This is a genomic window from Streptosporangium sp. NPDC000095, assembly GCF_042899335.1.
Lineage (GTDB): Bacteria > Actinomycetota > Actinomycetes > Streptosporangiales > Streptosporangiaceae > Streptosporangium.
Window position 1 is genome coordinate 145595 of record NZ_JBIAZS010000016.1, and the last position, 19220, is coordinate 164814.

The following is a 19220-nucleotide window of genomic DNA, read 5'->3' on the forward strand; positions in this document are numbered from 1 at the left end:
ACCGGCCAACGAGCCAGATCGTCGTCCGGGCAGCCGGTCTCCCGGCGACCGCGGAGGGGAGCCGGCTCCGGTGGGAAGATTCGACCTGAACCGTGAGGCGCTGGCCAAGCTGCGCGTCACGGTGAACACCCAGGGGGGAAGACTCGCCGGCGTCGGCGACGACTTCCCGGCCAAGGGCGGCACGAGTTCCTCGATCTTCGGGACCCTGGCGGGTGCCCAGGAGCTCGCCGACGCGATCGGCAGGGTCGAAGGGTACGCCGACCGGGAGCTGGGCACGGTGAAGAGCCGCCTTGACAGCGTCGAGCGTGCTCTCGACACCATCGAGGAGAACGTGACCAGGGCCGAGCGGAACACCGGTAACCACCTTCCTGTCCTATGACCGACATGAACGCCGTGGCGGCGCTGCCCGGAGGGCAGGTCCTGGCCGCGCTGGTGAAGAGGACGGACGGGGATCCCGCCGCGATCCGGGCGATCGCCACCCGCTGGCGTGGGGCGGCCGGCTCGTCCGCCGAGCCGTTCACGTTCCTGAAGAAGGCGGTCGACCAGGTGGACACCGCCTGGAAGGGCGCCTCCGCCGACGCCTTCGTGGCGTACATGCGGCGCTACAGCAGTGCGGGCACCTCCCTGCGGGACACGATGGGCGACTGCGCGACCTCCCTGGAGGCCGCCGCCGGCGCCGTCGAGACGGCGAGGACGAACACCGAGCGCGTCTGCGACGACCTGCTGGCCCGGGTGGCGGAATACCGGCGTCGCAACCCGCACGCCACTCCGGAGCAGCTCGAACCGGGCATCGGCGAGGAGGTCGAGAGGGCGGTGTTCCTCGTGCGGGGACACGTCGACTCGGCCGAGACCGCGCTGTCCACCGCGCGGCGCGAGATCGACAAGCATCTCGGCGACGCCACGGTGTTCTCCGCCATCCCGGCCGCGGGAGACCAGAGTTTCGTCCCCGGCCCCGGACGCGTCACCCCATGGGTGCCGGTGGCCCGGGAGGACGAGCCCCGCACCACCACGCTCGCCGGTACGGAACCCGGCTCACAAGGCGGCAGCGGTGGCGGACAGGGTGGCGGGGGATCGTCGTCGGGGAACCACGAGGGCGGCTCGGGCGGTGGCGGCGGAGGAGGCCGGGCGATCCCGTTCACGGTGACCGGCGACGGCAGCGGAGCCGACATCGTGGCCGCCGCGAGGAGCCACATCGGCAAGCCCTACGTCTGGGGCGCGGACGGCCCCGACGCGTTCGACTGCAGCGGCCTGGTGCACGTCTCGCTGAACGAGGCGGGAATCAGGATCGGGGACAACACCGCCGCCGGATACCAGGCGAGCGGCAAGCCGATCACCGGCCCGCCGCAGCCGGGCGACATCGTCTTCTTCGGATATCCGGCGAGCCACTGCGGCGTCTACCTGGGCGACGGCATGATGATCGCCGCCCCGAAGCCGGGAGACCACGTCAAGATCCAGTCGGTGGCCGGGGCGCACCCCATCACCTACCGGCGCTTCACCTGAGCGTCCGTACGAGGATCGGATGAGGACGACCGGCCTGGCCGGGGCGCCACGGTGCCGCCGGGCCCGACACCGCCTCGGCGGGCGACCGGCCTCGGGCCGTTCCCGGAGGCACGCGTGTCATGTTCGGGGGCCCGTGTGTCGTACGGGGCGGTTTCCTGCTTCTAAGCTCAGGGGGTGGCGAAATACTTTGATGTGCATCCGAGCAGTCCCCAGCCCCGGCTCATCGGGCAGGTGGTCGATCTTCTGCGTGCCGACGGGCTGATCGCGTACCCGACGGACTCGGGCTACGCGCTGGGTTGCCGGCTGGGCAACAAGGAGGGCATCGACCGGATCAGAGAGATCCGCGACCTCGGAAGTGACCATCACTTCACCCTGGTCTGCAGGGACTTCGCGCAGTTCGGTCAGTTCGTGCATGTGAGCAACGCGCTGTTCCGCTCGGTCAAGGCGGCGACCCCCGGTGGTTACACGTTCATCCTGCCCGCCACCAAGGAGGTGCCGCGGCGGCTGCTGCACCCCAAGAAGAAGACGGTCGGCGTCCGGATCCCCGATCACGTCGTCGTGCAGGCGCTGCTGGCCGAGCTCGGCGAACCGCTGGTGTCGAGCACGCTGCTGCTGCCCGACGAGACCGAGCCCCTGACACTGGGCTGGGACATCAAGGAGAGGCTCGACCACGCGGTGGACGCCGTCATCGACTCCGGCGAGTGCGGCGCCGTCCCGACAACGGTCGTCGATCTCTCGCAGGACGAGCCCGAGATCCTCCGCCGGGGCACCGGAGACCCGTCCCTCTTCGAGTAGGGATGCCGTGCGTGGCGCGGTCGATCTGTGGGGTGGCGAGTGGCGTTGCAGGACAGCGGTCCACTGCCACGTCAATGGCCGGTGATCTCGAGTGGAGCGGCGATGGGCGGGTGGCCGCGGACGCGGGCACCCGCCCATCGGTCCGTGGCCCGGTCCGCGGTGTCAGGCGGTGCCGGGGCCGGGCCACGGAGTCGGGGTCCGAAAGGGCGAAGGATCAGGGCAGGTAGATGTTCGGCTGTGGCGGGGTGGGCATGCCGTCGCCGATGAAGAAGCCCGGGTGCGGTGGCTGGTTGTAGGCGGTGTTCTGCCAGGCCAGGGCGACCCGGTACTGCGGGTCGTGCAGCAGGGTGTGGATCTTGGTGGTGGTCGTGATCGGCGTGCTGTAGATCCGCAGCGCGGTGTTGTTCGAGGTGGGCCAGATGACCTCCTCGCGCCAGTCGCCGAGCAGGTCGCCCGAGAGGGACGGGGTGGACTTGGTGCCGTTGTTGGAGTGCACCCCGGAGGCGGTCAGCAGCCGGGTGTCCCCGCCTGTGCCGTACTTGTCGATGCGGGTGGCGTCCACCAGCTCGCGGACCGGGTCGCCGTCCCACCAGGCGAGGAAGTTGGCCGAGGAGGGGGTGCGGCCGACCGAGGCCCCGGAGGAGTTGTACAGGTTGCCCATGTTGGTTCCCGCGCCCCAGAACTCCGCTCCCGGGCTGCCCGCGTAGATGTCGGCGGCCACGCCGCGGCCGGGTCCCTCCACGCCGCCGTTGCCCGGACGCTGCCAGATGACCTGCCCGGTACGGGCGTCGTGCACGTCGGCCGCGGGCTGGTCACCCGCCTCGTGGATGGTGAACACCTCCAGGCCCGACCGGCTCGGGATCAGGTCGCCCACGTGCAACGCGTCGCCGTGCCCGAAGCCGGTGCGGTACATGCCGACGCCGTTGTCGTCGATCGTGGCCGAGCCGTAGATGATCTCCTGTCTGCCGTCGGCGTCCACGTCGGCGATGGACAGGCTGTGGTTGCCCTGCCCGGCGTAGCCGCCGTTGCCCGAGGAGTTGGAGTCGAACGTCCAGCGGCGGGTCAGTGAGCCGTTGCGGAAGTCCCAGGCGACGACGACCGATCGGGTGTAGTAGCCGCGCGCCATGATCAGGCTCGGCCGCCGGCCGTCCAGGTAGGCGGTGCCCGCCAGGAACCGGTCCACCCGGTTGCCGTAGTTGTCGCCCCAGGAGGAGACGGTGCCGCGCGGCGGCTCGTAGTTGACGGTCGACATCGCCGCGCCGGTCTGGCCGTTGAACATCGTCAGGTACTCGGGACCGGCCAGGATGTATCCGGAGGAGTTGACGTGGTTGGCGCCGGCGTTGCCGATGGTGGTGCCGCGGCCGTCGACCGTGCCGTCGGCGGTCTTCATCGCCACCTCGGCCCGGCCGTCGCCGTCGTAGTCGTACACCTGGAACTGGGTGTAGTGGGCGCCGGCGCGGATGTTGCGGCCCAGGTTGATCCGCCACAGCCGGGTGCCGTCGAGTTTGATCCCGTCGATGTAGACCGGGCTGGTGGTCCCCGACTGGGAGTTGTCCTTGGCGTCGTTGGGCTCCCACTTGAGCACCAGGTCCAGCCTGCCGTCGCCGTCCAGGTCGCCGGTGCTCGCGTCGCTGGCCGTGTGATTGCCGCTGGGCGGGCTGATCGGCACGTCCAGGTAGCCGTTGCCGAAGCGCAGCGAGGTCTCCGAGTCCGCCTGCTCGGTGCCGCCCACCACGGCGCGCACCGTGTACGAGGCGTCGGCCGCGGCACCCTGGTCCAGGTAGTTGGTGGAGTCGGTGACGCCGGCGATCCGGGTGCCACCCCGGTAGACGTTGAACGTGGTGTCGCGGGACTCGGTGCCCAGCAGGCGCCAGGAGACCAGGTTGCCGTTGCCGGAGCGCACGCTGATCAGGCCGCGGTTCAGCTTCTCCATCTGCTTGGCGTCGCCGGGCACCGGGTCGGTGCCGCCGATCTTCACGAGTTGCCACTGCTGGTTGGCGCCGTTGAGGTCGGTGTACTGGGAGACGCGGCCGCCGTCGGCGGTGGACCATTCCCAGGTTTCGAGGGCTTTGCCGCTGTTGCGGTTGATCAGGCGGATATGGTTGGCGTCGCTGTCGACGACGCGGAACTGCTGGTTGGTGCCGTTGTTGTCGCTCCACTGCACGACGTTGGCGCCGTCGGCGGTGGAGCGGGAGGCGATGTCGATGACCTTGCCGCTGTGGCGGGAGCGCAGCCGGTAGTAGCCGCCGCCGGAGTCGACGAACTGCCACTGCTGCCAGGCGCCGTCGTTGCGGGACCACTGGACGAGGGGGGCGCCGTCGTTGGTGGCGAGGTCGAGGACGTCGATGGCCTTGCCACTGTGCCGGTTCACCAGGAGATACCAGGCACTGGTGTCGATCGTCGCGGCGGCGGCCGGGCCGGCGGCCACCAGTGACTGGCACAACGCGAGCAGCAGCGCGACGGCTGCCGCGCAGGCGATGCCGGTACGGCGGCGCACGCGTCGCGGGGGAGGGCTGGCGGGTCTGTTCACGGGGGGGTACCTCTCGTTACGGACGATAGGTCCACGAACGCGCGACGGATGCTGATGGCGCTGATGTTTCCGCCGGATGCCTGGAACCTCACAGGCGGGAAGGCGGATGTGTGCCAAGTGTTGGCATCGGCGTCACGGCCGTCAAGAGAGGTGCGAGATTCCCGGAGTCCCTGACGCGCGGCCGGTGTTCCGCATGGCTCTCGCGGTCATCGTCGGCCGGTGGCCACTGCGCGCGTCACCTGCGCGTCACCTGCGCTTCCCCGGCGGCCGGAGCCACGGGCCGACGTCGTCTTCCCGCTTCGCGGCGGAGTCGGCTCGGTACTGAAAGTTTCAGTGCGGCCCGGCCGGAGGCGTGACTCCTTTGAGCCGTCCCGTCCTGGACGGCTCAAAGGAGTTCGGTCGCTCAGTCGTCGTGGTGGCCCTCCGGGACGCCGTCCGAGGTGATGGCGCCGTCTCCTGGCGTGCTCGTCAGGTAGGTGTGCTGGTGGCCGTTGCCGGCGTCGACGTTGAGCTGGTCGAGCTGGGTGGCCGCGACGGACCACATCGTGACGGCGGTGGAGCGCTGGCGTGCGGCGAGGTCGAGGAGGTCCTTGCGGGACCCCTCGGGGAGCCGCAGGCCGGCCGCGTAGGTGTCGACCGCGGTGACCAGAGCGGTCACCGCGCTGCGGAGTCCGCCGCGCGCCACGTTGGTCCCGGTCGCTCCCGAGGGGGCGGGGGCGTGCTTCTCCGCAGTCTCGCGGAGGATCCGCTGCCATTCCTCGACCCGCTCGCGCGCCGCCGGTGGCGCGTCGGAGGTTCCTTCCACCGGGAGTGCCTCGGCGAGCCCGGCCAGGATCTTGTTCAGGTCGTCGGCAGTCGTGCGCGCCAGGGTGGTCAGCTCGGTGATCTGCTGGACGTCTCGCTTGGCCTCCGCCTCTCGCATCTCGGCGATGGCGTTCTGGGTGGCGTCGGGGCGGCCGCTGTTGTAGCCGATCAGGGCTCCGAGGGATCCGGCTATCAGGGTGGTGGCGAGGACGGCGGCGACGTAGCCGGTCGCTTTCGACCGGCGGGTGTCGGTCTGGGATCGGGCCGCCGCCGGCCCGCCCGTCTTTCGAGCCACCTTCTGAGCCACTGACGACTCCTTTCCCTGATCTGCTCGCTCTCCTCCGGGAACCCGGTGGACAGCTGACGCCGAGATTACTGTTTTCCAGGATCTCCGTCCATTTTTGGCCGTATCATCCAGCGCCTTCGCCGCCGAGACGGCGAAAGGCCGGTGAGCGGGGGAGAACATCACCGCCGACGGCGCGTGAACGGTATCGCCCGGAGCGGAGCGAGGCTCGAAGTCCTGTTAGCGTTACCGCATGGGGGTTGAGCTGCTTTGAAGGCGAAATCGAATGACGGCCTGCCACGTTCCAGGCCCGCGGTGCTGGAAGACGTCGCCGCGCTCGCCGGGGTGTCGGCGATGACCGTGTCGCGGACCCTGAACGCGCCCGAGCGGGTGCAGGCGAAAACCCGGGAGCGGGTGCTGGCCGCGGTGCGGGAGCTGGACTACCGGCCCAACACCGCCGCACGTCAGCTCGCCACCGGACGGTCCGGGGTGCTGGGCGTGGTCAGCATCGACACCACCCTGTACGGTCCGGCCTCGACCCTCTACAGCATCGAACGCGCCGCCAGGCTCAACGACTACTCCGTGAGCATCGCGAGCCTGAGCATGCTCACCCGTCGCTCGATCGAGGAAAGCCTGCGCCAGTTTCAGTCCCAGTCGGTGGACGGCGTCATCATCGTCGCGCCGCACGAGTCGGCGGCCGACGGCTTGCGTCACCTGTCGTCGAAGATTCCGGTGGTCGCGGTCGACGCCGGGGCGGGCCTTTCCGTTCCCGTCGTCACGGTGGATCAGCGGGCGGGAGCCGCGCGGGCGACCAGGCACCTGCTCAGCCTCGGCCATGAGACGGTGTGGCATCTGGCGGGCCCGGCGAGCTGGATCGACGCCAACGGCCGGGTCGAGGGCTGGCGCGAGGTGCTGGAGGCCGGGGGGCATCGGGTGCCCGAGGTGTCGCGCGGGGACTGGAGTTCGCGCTCCGGTTACCAGCTCGGCCGGCGTCTGGCGCAGGACCCCGAGGTCACGGCCGTCTTCGTGGGCAACGACCAGATGGCGTTGGGGGTGCTGCGCGCGTTGCGCGAGGCCGGGCGGCGCGTTCCCGAGGACGTCAGCGTGGTGGGTTTCGACGATGTGCCGGAGTCCGCCTATTTCTGGCCTCCGCTCACGACGGTCCGGCAGGATTTCGAAGAGGTCGGCAGTCACGCCTTCCACGTGTTGCTCGACCAGATGGCGGGCAGGTCGAGCCAGGTACGGCGGCTGGTGGAGCCCGAACTCATCGTGAGGGAGAGCACCGGACCCTCACGGGGCTGACGTGCCGCCCGGTCGTCTTCGGCCGGCCGCGGTCGGCGCGGGGGCCGCGATCTTTCCGACCGCCTTGATACCGGGGCGTGTACCGGCGAAAAGACCGGCTCGCCGATCGGGCTGAAACATTTCGGACGCGAAGGTGCCGTCAAATCGCTCACGTCTGAGCTGCGGTTGAGGCGTGCGCGACCTTCACAGGTGACAGGATCATCTGACTGATGCCTTGACGTGCCTTTGTAAGGCGCTTATATTTCCGCAATATTAATAAAAAATCTTGAAAGTTTCAGTCTCCGGATCTCCGATGCTTCTGTCCGGCAGCGTCAGGTGACGCCGTCGCAGGCCGAAAGGATGGCATGCGAGAAAGGGAACTCCACGACCTGGATTCCGCGTCGAGTGGGTTCGCCCGGTGAAAGGGGCCCCGGGGAGCGCAGACCTCTCCTGCCGGCCGGGCCGAGCCGCCAAGGACGCCGGATGAGGCCGGGGACCCGCGAATGAGCGCGACCAGGACGATCGACGCCTCGCCCGACAATCAGGATCCGCGCGAGTCGAGTCCCGGCCCCGTCCGCCGGAAGCGCACTTCGGGCCGCACCTGGCGGCAGGCGTTGCGTCACGACTGGCAGCTGTACTCGCTGGCGATCCTCCCACTGCTGTTCTTCGCGATATTCCGGTATCTGCCGATGATCGGCAACGTGATCGCCTTCCGGAAGTTCGAGCCCGGTGGCAGCGTGCTGGGCGAGGAGTGGGCGGGCCTGCGCTACGTGCGGATGTTCCTGAACGATCCGACGTTCTGGCAGGTGTTCACCAACACACTGGTGCTCGGCGCCCTGACCCTGCTGTTCTGCTTCCCGATGCCGATCGTGCTCGCCCTGCTGATCAACGAGGTGCGGCAGCGGCGCCTCAAGCGGTTCGTCCAGTCGATCTCCTACCTGCCGCACTTCCTGTCGATCGTGGTCGTGGCCGGTCTCGTCATAGAGCTGCTCTCGGTCGACGGGCCGGTGAACCAGATCCTGCGCGCGGCGGGCGACGATCCCATCTCGTTCCTGCAGCAGCCGGAGTGGTTTCGGACGATCTACGTCTCCTCGGAGATGTGGCAGACCGTCGGGTGGGGGACGATCCTCTATCTCGCCGCGCTCACCACCATCGACGACCAGTTGTACGAGGCGGCGAGGATCGACGGCGCGGGCCGGTGGCGCCAGACCTGGCACGTGACCCTCCCCGGCATCCGGCCGACCGCGGTCACCTTGCTGATCCTGAACATCGGCGCGTTCATGGCGGTCGGGTTCGAGAAGGTCCTGCTGCTCTACAACCCGCTGACGTACCCGACGGCGGACGTGATCTCCACGTACCTGTACCGCATGGGCGTCGTTTCCAACAACTTCAGCTACGCCACGGCGATCGGCCTGTTCGAGGCCCTGATCGGGCTGATCCTGGTCCTGTCGGCGAATCTCATCTCCCGGCGCACGGTGGGGACGAGCCTGTGGTGACCGTGGACGCCTCCAGGGGCTACCGGGTGTTCCAGGCGGTCAACGCCGTCGTCCTGGCCGCCGTCGTGATCGTGACCCTGTATCCCTTCGTCAACGTCGTCGCCCGTTCGCTGAGCGACGAGGCCGCCATCCGCTCGGGTCAGGTCAACCTCATCCCTCGCGGGTTCACCCTCACGACGTACGAGTACCTGATCTCTGATCCGACGTTCTGGACGAACTACCGCAACACCGTGGTGTACACGGTCGTGGCCACGATGATCGCGATGTTCATGACCACCTGTTACGCCTACGTCCTGTCCAAGAAGCATCTCAAGGGGCGCAGGTTCCTGATCGGGATCGCCGTCTTCACCATGTTCTTCTCCGGCGGCATCATCCCCAACTACGTCCTGATCACCAGTCTCGGGATGAAGGACAGCATCTGGGCCATCGTCCTGCCGAACGCCATCAGCGTCTTCAATCTTCTGATCATGAAGGCGTTCTTCGAGGCGCTGCCGGTCGAGCTGGAGGAGGCCGCCGCGATCGACGGCATGAGCACCTACGGCATCCTGCTGCGCATCGTGCTGCCGCTGTCGAAGGCGGTGATCGCCACGATGGTGCTCTTCTACGCCGTCGCCTTCTGGAACTCGTGGTTCGCCGCCTTCCTCTACATGAGCCAGTCCGACCTCTTCCCGGTGACCGTCTTCCTGCGCAACCTGATCGCCGGAGCCACCGGCGCGTCGTCGGTGGGCGCCGACGCGACGAACATGACGGTGGCCGCCAACATCAAGGCGGTGACGATGGTGCTCACCATCCTGCCCATCCTGGGGGTCTACCCCTTCGTCCAGCGCTACTTCGTCACCGGTGTCACGCTCGGCGCGGTCAAGGGGTAGCCCCGCCGCCCGCACTCAACCCGTTTCCGAATCCGAGAAAAAGGGGCTCCATGTACCAGATGAACCGGCGTCAGGCGATGGTCGCGATGGGCGCCTTCGCCGTACTCGTGGGCTGCGGCAGTGACGACTCCAAGAAGCAGGCCGACGACCTCTCGGCGAACCGGGAGGGCGCGATGCCCGGCTACGGCGCCGGCACCGGGTTCAAGGCCACCGCCCCGCTCTCGTTCACCGTCCTGTACAACAACCACCCGATCTACCCGATCAAGAACGACTGGCTGTTCTGGTCGGAGCTCGGCAAGCGGACCAACGTGACGTTCCAGCCGAGTGTGGTGCCGCTCAGCGACTACGAGAACAAGCGCAGCCTGGTGATCGGCGCGGGTGACGCCCCGCTCATCATCCCCAAGACGTATCCCAGCCAGGAGACCCCCTTCGTCGCCTCCGGCGCCATTCTGCCGGTGAGTGACTACCTGGACCTGATGCCGAACTTCAAGGAGAAGGTCGCCAAGTGGAACCTGCAGCCTGACCTGGACACGCTGCGGCAGTCGGACGGCCGCTTCTATCTCCTGCCCGGTCTTCACCAGGAGCCCTGGGTGGAGTACTCCCTGGCGATGCGCGCGGACATCCTGGAGGAACTCGGGCTGGAGATCCCGGGGACCTGGGAGGAGTTTCGCACCGTGCTGAAGGCGATGAAGGAGAAGTATCCCGACTCCTACCCCCTGTCCGACCGCTGGGGGACCCTCACGCCCGGCGCCAGCCTGCTGAACGTCATCGGCACCTCCTACGGCGCTCCCGGCGGATGGGGCTACGGGGAAGGGGTGAAATGGGACCCCGCCCTGCAGAAGTTCGCCTTCACCGGCGCGATGGATCAGTACCGGCAGATGCTGGAGTATCTGCACACGCTGGTGGAGGAGAAGCTGCTCGACCCGGAGAGCTTCACGCAGTCCGACGACCAGGCGATCCAGAAACTGGTCTCCGGCAAGTCCTTCGTGATCAGTTCGAACGCGCAGACCCTGGTCAACGAGTACCGGCCGCCGCTGCAGAAGGCGAACCCGAAGGCGAGGCTCGTGAAGATCCCCGTGCCCGTCGGCCCGCTCGGACCCATCAAGTACGGCGCGGGCAACACCCGCCTGGAGAACGGCGTCATGATCTCCAAGAAGGCCCGCGACAGCAAGAACTTCGTCGCCATGATGCAGTTCATCGACTGGCTGTGGTACTCCGACGAGGGGCAGGCGTTCGCCAAGTGGGGCGTCGAGGGGGTCACCCACACCAAGGACGCGTCGGGGAAGTACAAGCTCACCCCCGACGTCGACTTCGTCGGGCTCAACCCCAAGGCGCCCAAGCACCTGCAGAAGGACTTCGGCTTCTCCAACGGCGTCTTCGCCTACGGCGGGTCCACCGAGCTGCTGCAGTCGACCTTCTCCGAGGAGGAGATCGCGTTCCAGAAGGAGATGAACGCGAGGAAGACCCTGCCGGTGCCGCCCCCGCACCCGCTCACCGACGAGGAGCGCGAGCAGGTGACGCTGTGGCAGACGCCGCTGAAGGACCACGTCACCCAGAACACGCTCCGGTTCATCCTCGGCAAACGCGATCTGAGCGAGTGGGACGCCTACGTCAAGGAACTCGAGGCGAACAACATGCGCGCCTTCGTCGACATGGTGAACGGCGCCTACGAGCGGTACAAGAAGCAGCACGGTTGACAGCCACCCCTGCCGGAAGGAGGAGGGCCCCCGCCGCACCGCCGGCCGCCCACCAGGACGAGGGTTTCCACACTGGAGATGTTCGATGAGCGACACGCTGCCCGACAGGATGGCCGGAATCCGGTTCGGCGAAGGGCCCCTGGCGCGCGCCTGCGCGCTCGTCTACACCCTCGCGGTGGTCGAGTCGCTCTTCCTGCTCACGGCCGTGCCCGGCCTGGCCGGGCTGGTGCTGCTCAGCCGCGACGCCGGCAACATCCCGCTGGCGGCGCTCTGCCTGATCCCGGCCGGTCCCGCCCTCTCGGCCGCGCTGTACGCGCTGCACCACCGCCGCCTGGATCTCACCGATCTCCGTCCCGGGGCGGCGTTCTGGCGTGGCTACCGGGTCAACCTCCGAGGGGTCGTGAAACTCTGGGTCCCCTGGCTGCTGTGGATGGCCGTCATCGGATCGAACCTCGCCGTCGCCGGCGTCGGGGGATGGTGGGCGGTGTCGTCGGTCGTCATCGCCGTGGCGGCGACCCTCTGGATCGCGAACGCGCTGGTGATCACCTCTCTTTTCGCGTTCCGCGCACGAGACGTCGCCCGCCTGGCCGCGTACTTTCTCACCCGTTCCCCCCGGGCGTCGCTGGGCAACGCCTGCCTGCTGGTCCTGGCGGCGACCGTCACGCTGATCGCCTCCGAGGTGGCGGCGGTGCTGCTCGCCTCGGTGCTGGCCTCGCTGCTCCTGCTGAACGGCCGCACGATGATCGCCGAGGTGAGGGAGAGATTCACGGCCTGAGCGCCGAGCGTCGAGAGGTCGCCTCCACCGTCAGGTGGCCGCCGTCAAACCCAAAGGAGTCTCACATTCGATGACGAAGAGAACACCCGTACGGGTCGCGATCGTCGGCACCGGCGGAATCGCGACGGTCTGTCACCTGCCCGCGCTGAAAGCCCAGGGCGACCGGGTGCGGATCGTCGCGGCCTGCGACGTCGACACCGAACGCGTCAAGGCCTTCTGCGCCGAGAACTCCATTCCCGGCGTCCACACCGACCTGGCCGAGATGCTGGACGTCGCCCGGCCCGACCTGGTGCACCTGTGCACCCCGCCTGGGCTGCACGCCCGGCAGGCCGAGCAGTGCCTGCTCGCCGGGGCGTGGGTGTGGCTGGAGAAACCCCCGTGCCTGTCGCTGGCCGAGTACGACACGATCACCGCGGCCGAGCAGGCCGGCAGCGCCTACGCCAGCGTCGTCTTCCAGCACCGGTTCGGCGCGGCGGGCCTGCACGCCGCGAGGCTGATCGCCTCCGGCGAGCTGGGCCGTCCCCTCGTCGCGCACTGCAGCACCACCTGGTACCGGCCGCACTCCTACTTCGAGGTGCCCTGGCGCGGGCGCTGGGACACCGAGGGCGGCGGCCCGACCATGGGCCACGGCATCCACCAGATGGACCTGTTGCTGACGTTGCTCGGCGACTGGTCGCAGGTCACCGCCATGGCGGGGCGCCTGGACCGCGACGTGCAGACCGAGGACGTGTCGGTGGCGAGTGTGCGCTTCGACAGCGGGGCCCTGGCGACGATCGTCAACAGTGTGCTGTCGCCGCGGGAGGAGAGCTACGTGCGCGTCGACCTCGTCGAGGCGACCGTCGAGCTCAGGCACCTGTACGGCTACGGCAACGACGACTGGACCTACACCGCGGCGCCGCACCTGGCCGAAGCCGCGGACGGCGCGGCACGCCAGGAGCGCTGGTCGGCTCCCGGCTCTGAGACGCGCAGCTCCCACACCGCGCAGCTGACCGCGCTGCTCGACGCCTACGACCGGGAAGAACGGCCTCCGGCCAGCGGCCACGACGGGCGCCGCACCCTCGAACTCGTGACGGCGATCTACCGTTCGGCGTTCACCGGGACAACGGTGGCGCGCACCGACCTGACCCCCGGCGACCCCTTCTACCACCGGCTGCACGGCGACGTCGACGGCTGGGCGCCGACGGCCACCACAGGAGGAAACCGATCGTGACCTCGACCGAATCCGCTCTGGCACTGACCCGTCCGGACGACACCGCCTTCACCCTGACCGGGCACGGCGTCGAACTGCTCGGCTACACCTTCGGCTCCGGCGCCGCGCCCTCGGAGTGTCCGGCGCCCTACTTCCATCCGCTGCGTACCCTGGGCGGTCAGGTCGTCTCGGGGCACCGGCCGCACGATCACCGCTGGCACAAGGGTCTGGCCATGACCCTCTCCCACCTGTCCGGGCAGAACTTCTGGGGCGGCCCCACCTTCGAGGGCGGCCCCGGACACGGCTACGTCCAGCGCGACAACGTCGGGACCCTGCGCCACGAGGGATTCGACGCCCTGGAGTGCGACGGCCGGGAACTGACGTTCACCGAGCGGGTCACCTGGCTGACCGCGCGCGGTGAGCGGTGGATCACCGAGCTGCGCACCGTGCGCGTCCACGGCGTCGACCTCGCGAACCGATCATGGATCCTGGAGTTCGGCACCGAGCTGACCAACGTGCGCGGGCAGGAGCTCAGGATCGGCAGCCCCACCACGGCGGGCCGGCCCAACGCCGGATACACCGGCCTGTTCTGGCGAGGGCCCCGCGACATGACCTGGGGAGGCATCCTGGCCGAGGGAGACCTCGAAGGCGAGGAGGTCATGGGACGCAGAGCGGGCTGGCTCGCCTACGGCTCGCCGCACGACGAGGTCGACGCCGCCTCCACCCTGATCTTCGAGCAGCACCCGGACAACGCCGACGCGCCCACCCACTGGTTCGTGCGCAACCAGCCCTTCCCCGCGGTCGCCCCCTCTCTCGCCTTCCACGAGGAACTCGTCCTGCCGGACGGTGACACGCTGGCCCGCCGTTACCGGATCGTCGTCGCCGACGGGCTGTGGGGGCGGGACACCGTCGAGGGCCACCTCAAGGACAACCCATGGTGATCTTCGTCGCCGGGACCGCGGTGTCCTGGCCGAAGAGCGGCGCCCGACTGTCCTAAGCGTTGCCCGGATGCGAGACTTCGCGCTATGACGGAAAAGGAGTCGCGTTCCCTGATCCCGAACATGCGGCTGGACGAGTTGCTGTCAGAGTTGCAGGGGCGCCTGGAGGCGGTGCTGGCGACCCGTGACCGGGTGCACGCGCTGCTCGAGGCGGTGGTCGCGGTGGGCAGCGACCTGGATCTGGAGACGGTGCTGCGCAGGATCGTGGAGACCGCCACCACCCTCGTCGACGCCACCTACGGCGCGCTGGGGGTGGCCGGCGAGCAGAACACACTCGTCCAGTTCGTCCCGGTGGGGCTGAGCGAGGAGGAGATCGCGCGGATCGAGCACTGGCCGCACGGGCTGGGCCTGCTCGGGTTGCTGATCAAGGAGCCGCAGATCCTGCGGCTGGCCCACATCTCCGACCACCCCGCCTCCTACGGTTTCCCGCCCGGTCATCCGCCGATGGGGTCGTTTCTGGGGGTGCCGGTGCGGGTGCGTGAGGAGGTGTTCGGCAATCTCTATCTGACCGAGAAGCGTGGTGGGGGGGAGTTCGACGAGGAGGACGAGGCGATCGTGACGGCGTTGGCGACCGCCGCGGGGGTGGCGATCGAGAACGCTCGTCTGTATGAGGAGACGCGGCGCCGGGAGATGTGGTTGCAGGCGTCGGCGGAGGTGACCACCAGTCTGCTGTCGGGGGCGGAGCCGCGCGAGGTGCTCGGGCTGATCGCGCGGCGGGCGCGGGACCTGGCCGCCGCCGACATCACGATGATCATGCTTCCCGACGCGGACCGCGAGGTCCTGCGCGTGATGATCGCCGACGGCCCGGAGGCCGGCAGGATCGACCGGGCCGGGGTGGACGTCACGGGTTCGCTCCCCGGCAGGGCCCTGCTGGGCGGCGAGCCGGTCATGGTCGCCGATCTCGGCGAGGCGGACCTGCCCGCTGCCCTCATCCGGGATCTGACGGTGGGCCCCGCCGCCGCGGTGCCGCTGGGTGTGGCCGGGGTGGTGCGTGGAGTACTGGTGCTGGGTAAGCGACCGGGCCGCATCCCGTTCAGCGGCAGCGAGCTGCGGGCACTGCACTCCTTCGCCGGGCAGGCGGCGGTCGCGCTGGAACTGGCCGAGGCCCGCCAGGACGCCGAGCGGCTGGGGCTGCTGGAAGACCGCGACCGGATCGCCAAGGACCTGCACGACGTCGTCATCCAGCGGCTCTTCGCCATCGCGATGACCCTGATGAGCATCGTGCGCCTCGTCGAGCATCCGGAGGCCTCCGAGCGGCTCCAGCACGGGATCAACGAGCTGGACGAGACCATCCGGCAGATCCGCTCGACCATCTTCGCCCTGCAGACCCCCCGCGATGCCGAGGAGCCCAGCCTGCGCGCGCGGATCGTGGAACTGGTCGAGGGCGCGCGCGGGCACCTGGGCTTCATGCCCGGCCTGCGGATGGAAGGACAGCTCGACCACAAGGTGCCCGCCCCGGTCGCCGAGCACCTGCTGGCCGTCCTGCGCGAGGCGCTGTCCAACATCGTGCGTCACGCCAAGGCTTCCAAGGCCGACGTCTTCGCCGAGGCGGCCGACGACCGGCTCACCCTCACCGTCACCGACAACGGCGTCGGCCTGCCCGGCGAGGGCAAACGCAGCGGCCTGCGCAACATGCAGGAACGCGCCACGGCGCTCGGCGGCTCCTTCGAGGTCGACTCCTCCCCGCGGGAGGGGACCCGGCTGACCTGGCACGTCCCCCTCACCTGACGGCGGGACGGCACCGGGGCCTCGGACACGGTGACGGAGGCTCCTCGGCCAAGGGATCTTTACCGCCGTCGCGGGCCGGTCGCCCGCCGGTGTGACGGCGCCTTGGGCACCATGGGGAGGGGAGGACGTCATGATCGTAGTAGGAGTCGACGGTTCGCCGGCCGCGCTCGCGGCCGCGGGCTGGGCGGCGCGGGAGGCCGCGGCGCGCGGTGGCACGCTGAGCGTCGTGCACGCCATGCCCGCCTGGCCCTTGGAGATCTCGGAAAAAGACCGTTACGCCGATGTGGGCCGCTGGATGCGCGAAGGGGCCACGTCCATGCTGGACGCGGCGGTGGAACGCGTCCGGCAGGAGGATCCACGCGTCGTGGCGGAGCCGCGGCTGCTGGGCGGCGACCCGCGCGCCATCCTGATCGAGGCCGCCGCGGATGCGGAGCTACTGGTGGTCGGCAACCACGGGCTGGGTGGTTTCGCGGGGATGCTGCTCGGTTCGGTCGCGCTGGGGGTCGTCGGGCGGGCCGCCTGCCCGGTGGCCGTCATCCGCGCTCCGTCCGCCTGGCCCGCCGGGGAGGTGGTCGTCGGTGTCGACGGTTCGGAGGCGGGTACGGGCGCCCTGGGCTTCGCCTTCTTCGAGGCGTCCCTGCGCGGCGTCGGCCTGCGGGCGGTGCACGCCTGGAGCCGTCCGGTCGTCGGGGGCGGTCCCTTCGCGGAGGATAGCGCCGAGGTCGAACGTCGTCTGCTGGCCGAGGCCCTCGCCGGCTGGAGCGAGCGTTATCCCGACGTCAAGGTCACCGAGCAGCTCGAAGACGGTCACCCGGTGCGTGTCCTGGCCGAGGTCTCGGCCCGTTCCGGCCTGCTGGTCGTCGGCTCACGTGGTCGCGGCGAGCTGACCGGCCTGTTGCTGGGGTCGGTGAGCCACTCGCTGCTGCACCACGCCGGCTGCCCCCTGGTCGTCACCCCCGCTCCGGCCTCTCCCGGCTCCTCCTGACCGGCCCCTCCCGCGACCGGTGTGCCCTTCGGCCGGCAACGGTCGGGGAGCGGCATGGCCGGAGGCGGTGTGTGTCGCCGGCGTTCGCGTGCGTGCTGTCCTCTCCCTGGTGGTGAGACTCCCCGTTCCCGTCGTGCGCGGCGTGACAGGGCCGAAGGTCCCGCGGGGGAGGGACGTTCGAGAGCGTGACGCGGTCCGTACGGCACTGTGGCCGGGCTCCGGGAAACGGTGTGATGAGTACGTCACGAAGACCGCCGAGCATCACGCGACACCACGAAAAGGGGAGCCGTCATGGCCACCACTCACAGGCACGACGTTCACACCGGGCCGGTCATGGACACCGTCCCCGCGCCGGCCGCCAGGCGTCCGGTCGACTACGTCTGGGCGATCGCCCGGATCAGCCTGGGCTGGATCTTCCTGTGGGCGTTCCTGGACAAGACCTTCGGCTGGGGGTTCGCCACCCCCGCCGAACGCGCCTGGATCAACGGCGGCAGCCCCACCACCGGCTTCCTCAAGGGAACCGGCGAGAACGCCCTGGGCGGGGTGTTCGGCGGCCTGGCCGGACAGGCGTGGGTGGACTGGCTGTTCATGCTCGGCCTGCTGGGCGTCGGTGCCGCCCTCCTGCTGGGCGCGGGCCTGCGCGTCGCCGCCGTGGCGGGCGGCCTGATGATGGTCCTGATGTGGGCCGCCGAACTCCCTCTGCAGACCAACCCCTTCATGGACGACCACCTCGTCTACGCCGTCGTGCTGACCGGCCTGGCCCTGAGCGGCGCCGGCACCACCTGGGGCCTGGGCACCTGGTGGGCCGCCACCCCCCTGGTGCGTCGCTACCCCGTCCTTCGATAACCGTCCCCCGGACACATCCGTCCTCCGAACACCACCCCCGGATCACCCAAGGCTCGCCCCCCGTACGGGGAGCGGGCCTTCTCGTGTCGGCCCGGGGCAACCCGGGGCGGTCCGGACGTCCTCCACCGTGCCGACACCGTCGCCGGGTGAGCGCGGCGACGGTGAGGCTCTCACCAGCCCAGCTCGTCGCAGCCCAGGTGGTCGGCCGGTTCGACCTGCAAGGTCGCGTGGGCCACGTTGTGGCGCCTGAGCAGCAGGTCGCGGGCCTGGTCCAGGACGGCGTGGCTGTCGGCGCCGTCGGAGGTGACCAGGTGGGCGGTGGCGACGTTCATGCCGGAGGTCAACGTCCACAGATGCAGGTCGTGGACGTCGCGCACGCCCTCGACGGACTCCAGGTCCCTGGCGACGGCGGAGGCGTCCATCCCGGCCGGTACGTGCTGGCCAAGGACCGCGAACACCTGCCGCCCGAGCGAGATGGCGCGCACCGCGACGAAGACACCGATGGCGAGTGCGATCAGCGTGTCCCAGACCGGCTGGCCGGTCGTCGCGACCAGCCATCCGGCGACGATGACACCGACCGACCCGGCGGTGTCGGCCACCACCTCGTAGTAGGCGCCCTTGACGTTCAGGCTCTCGGCCGCGCCCGCGCGCAGCAGCAGCAACACGATCACGTTGATCACCAGGCCGATGGCTCCCACGACGAGCATCGGGCCGAAGGAGACCTCGGCGGTGGCGCCGATGCGGCCCACCGCCTCGGCCACCACGTACACCGCCACGCCGAGCATCAGCAGCACGGCCAGCAGGGAGGCGAACACCTCCGCGCGGTAGGAGCCGTAGCTACGGCGCCCCGTGGTGTCGGGACGGGTGGCGATGCGGGTGGCCACCAGGGCGGCGCCCAGGGTCACCACGTCGGCGGCCATGTGCCCGGCGTCCGACAGCAGTGCCAGCGAGCCCGATATCAGCCCGTAGACCAGCTCGACCACGAAGAAGGAGCCGATCAGGGCGAAGGAGACCGCGAGCCGCCATCGGTGCCGGCCCGCCGCGTGCCCGTGGCCGTGCCCGGTGCCCATCAGCGGGTTCCGTCGCGTTCGGGATGGATGGCCTGGGTGTGCTCGGTGTGGGCGAGCGCGAGGTCGAGCAGCATCCGCACGTGCGCGTCCTCCAGCCGGTAGAAGGCCATCCGGCCGGCCCGGCGAGCCGTCACGACGCGGTGCGCCCGCAGCAGCCGCAACGCGTGGGAGACCGCCGACTCGCTCTGGCCGCTCACCGCGGCCAGATCGCACACGCACATCTCGCCCTCCAGCAGAGCGAGCAGCAACCGCAGGCGGCCGGGATCGGACAGCAGCCCGAACACCTCGGCGGTGTCGGTCAGATCCTGCGCGGCGGGCATCCGCTCACGCACCACCGCCACCCGCGGCGCGTCCACGATCCGGGCTGTACACCC

17 protein-coding genes are annotated in these 19220 nt (G+C 69.7%); 13 read left to right on the top strand and 4 right to left on the bottom strand.

The features are described from left to right. Nucleotides 1–70: 70 nt before the first annotated feature. The 3 genes from ACFY3V_RS30530 (at nucleotide 71) to ACFY3V_RS30540 (ending at nucleotide 2295) form a co-directional block, all read left to right on the top strand. Nucleotides 71–379 (top strand): hypothetical protein, encoded by a 309-nt coding sequence (locus ACFY3V_RS30530; protein WP_389778283.1) that lies wholly within the window; start codon nucleotides 71–73, stop codon nucleotides 377–379. Further along, on the top strand, nucleotides 376–1500 hold the full coding sequence (locus tag ACFY3V_RS30535; RefSeq protein ID WP_389778285.1) for an NlpC/P60 family protein: 1125 nt from the start codon (nucleotides 376–378) through the stop codon (nucleotides 1498–1500). Before ACFY3V_RS30530 ends, ACFY3V_RS30535 begins: the two co-directional genes overlap by 4 nt. A 174-nt stretch (nucleotides 1501–1674) precedes the next feature. Next, nucleotides 1675–2295 carry an L-threonylcarbamoyladenylate synthase gene (locus ACFY3V_RS30540; protein ID WP_350946163.1) on the top strand — a complete coding sequence of 207 codons (621 nt, stop codon included), beginning with the start codon at nucleotides 1675–1677 and terminating at the stop codon, nucleotides 2293–2295. A 214-nt stretch (nucleotides 2296–2509) separates the two neighbouring features. On the opposite strand, the gene ACFY3V_RS30545 is transcribed toward ACFY3V_RS30540, so the two are convergent. After that, complete coding sequence (locus tag ACFY3V_RS30545; RefSeq protein ID WP_362900965.1) at nucleotides 2510–4825, bottom strand: RICIN domain-containing protein; 2316 nt, start codon at nucleotides 4823–4825, stop codon at nucleotides 2510–2512. Nucleotides 4826–5228: 403 nt separating this feature from the next. Next, nucleotides 5229–5936: a hypothetical protein gene (locus tag ACFY3V_RS30550; protein WP_362900963.1), complete on the bottom strand. Its 708-nt coding sequence runs from the start codon at nucleotides 5934–5936 to the stop codon at nucleotides 5229–5231. A 246-nt stretch (nucleotides 5937–6182) separates the two neighbouring features. Between ACFY3V_RS30550 and ACFY3V_RS30555 the strand changes: the two genes are divergently transcribed. From ACFY3V_RS30555 to ACFY3V_RS30600, 10 genes are all read left to right on the top strand, one after another. Then, a complete protein-coding gene (locus ACFY3V_RS30555; RefSeq protein ID WP_389778289.1) occupies nucleotides 6183–7214 on the top strand; it encodes a LacI family DNA-binding transcriptional regulator in 1032 nt (343 codons plus the stop codon). A gap of 482 nt (nucleotides 7215–7696) precedes the next feature. Then, a complete protein-coding gene (locus ACFY3V_RS30560) occupies nucleotides 7697–8689 on the top strand; it encodes an ABC transporter permease subunit (protein WP_362900961.1) in 993 nt (330 codons plus the stop codon). After that, on the top strand, nucleotides 8683–9558 hold the full coding sequence (locus ACFY3V_RS30565) for a carbohydrate ABC transporter permease (RefSeq protein WP_389778291.1): 876 nt from the start codon (nucleotides 8683–8685) through the stop codon (nucleotides 9556–9558). Before ACFY3V_RS30560 ends, ACFY3V_RS30565 begins: the two co-directional genes overlap by 7 nt. Before the next feature lie 50 nt (nucleotides 9559–9608). Then, on the top strand, nucleotides 9609–11255 hold the full coding sequence (locus ACFY3V_RS30570; RefSeq protein ID WP_389778293.1) for an extracellular solute-binding protein: 1647 nt from the start codon (nucleotides 9609–9611) through the stop codon (nucleotides 11253–11255). Nucleotides 11256–11340: 85 nt separating this feature from the next. After that, on the top strand, nucleotides 11341–12030 hold the full coding sequence (locus ACFY3V_RS30575) for a hypothetical protein (protein WP_362900956.1): 690 nt from the start codon (nucleotides 11341–11343) through the stop codon (nucleotides 12028–12030). Nucleotides 12031–12100: 70 nt separating this feature from the next. Further along, nucleotides 12101–13240 (top strand): Gfo/Idh/MocA family protein, encoded by a 1140-nt coding sequence (locus ACFY3V_RS30580; RefSeq protein WP_389778296.1) that lies wholly within the window; start codon nucleotides 12101–12103, stop codon nucleotides 13238–13240. After that, the gene (locus ACFY3V_RS30585; protein ID WP_362900952.1) at nucleotides 13237–14160 is read left to right on the top strand and encodes a PmoA family protein; all 924 of its coding nucleotides are present in this window, start codon (nucleotides 13237–13239) and stop codon (nucleotides 14158–14160) included. Before ACFY3V_RS30580 ends, ACFY3V_RS30585 begins: the two co-directional genes overlap by 4 nt. An 84-nt stretch (nucleotides 14161–14244) precedes the next feature. After that, entirely contained in the window at nucleotides 14245–15945 is a 1701-nt protein-coding gene (locus ACFY3V_RS30590) for a GAF domain-containing sensor histidine kinase (protein ID WP_362900950.1), read from the top strand. 130 nt (nucleotides 15946–16075) lie between these two features. Beyond that, nucleotides 16076–16930: a universal stress protein gene (locus ACFY3V_RS30595; RefSeq protein ID WP_362900948.1), complete on the top strand. Its 855-nt coding sequence runs from the start codon at nucleotides 16076–16078 to the stop codon at nucleotides 16928–16930. Between the two features lie 291 nt (nucleotides 16931–17221). Continuing rightward, the gene (locus tag ACFY3V_RS30600; protein WP_389778299.1) at nucleotides 17222–17776 is read left to right on the top strand and encodes a hypothetical protein; all 555 of its coding nucleotides are present in this window, start codon (nucleotides 17222–17224) and stop codon (nucleotides 17774–17776) included. A 170-nt stretch (nucleotides 17777–17946) separates the two neighbouring features. On the opposite strand, the gene ACFY3V_RS30605 is transcribed toward ACFY3V_RS30600, so the two are convergent. Both ACFY3V_RS30605 and ACFY3V_RS30610 read right to left on the bottom strand, forming a co-directional pair. Then, nucleotides 17947–18846 (bottom strand): cation diffusion facilitator family transporter, encoded by a 900-nt coding sequence (locus ACFY3V_RS30605; RefSeq protein WP_362900946.1) that lies wholly within the window; start codon nucleotides 18844–18846, stop codon nucleotides 17947–17949. Continuing rightward, nucleotides 18846–19202, bottom strand: a complete 357-nt coding sequence (locus tag ACFY3V_RS30610; protein ID WP_350946151.1) for a metalloregulator ArsR/SmtB family transcription factor — start codon at nucleotides 19200–19202, stop codon at nucleotides 18846–18848. The genes ACFY3V_RS30605 and ACFY3V_RS30610 overlap by 1 nt, the downstream gene beginning before the upstream one ends. Between the last annotated feature and the right edge of the window lie 18 nt (nucleotides 19203–19220).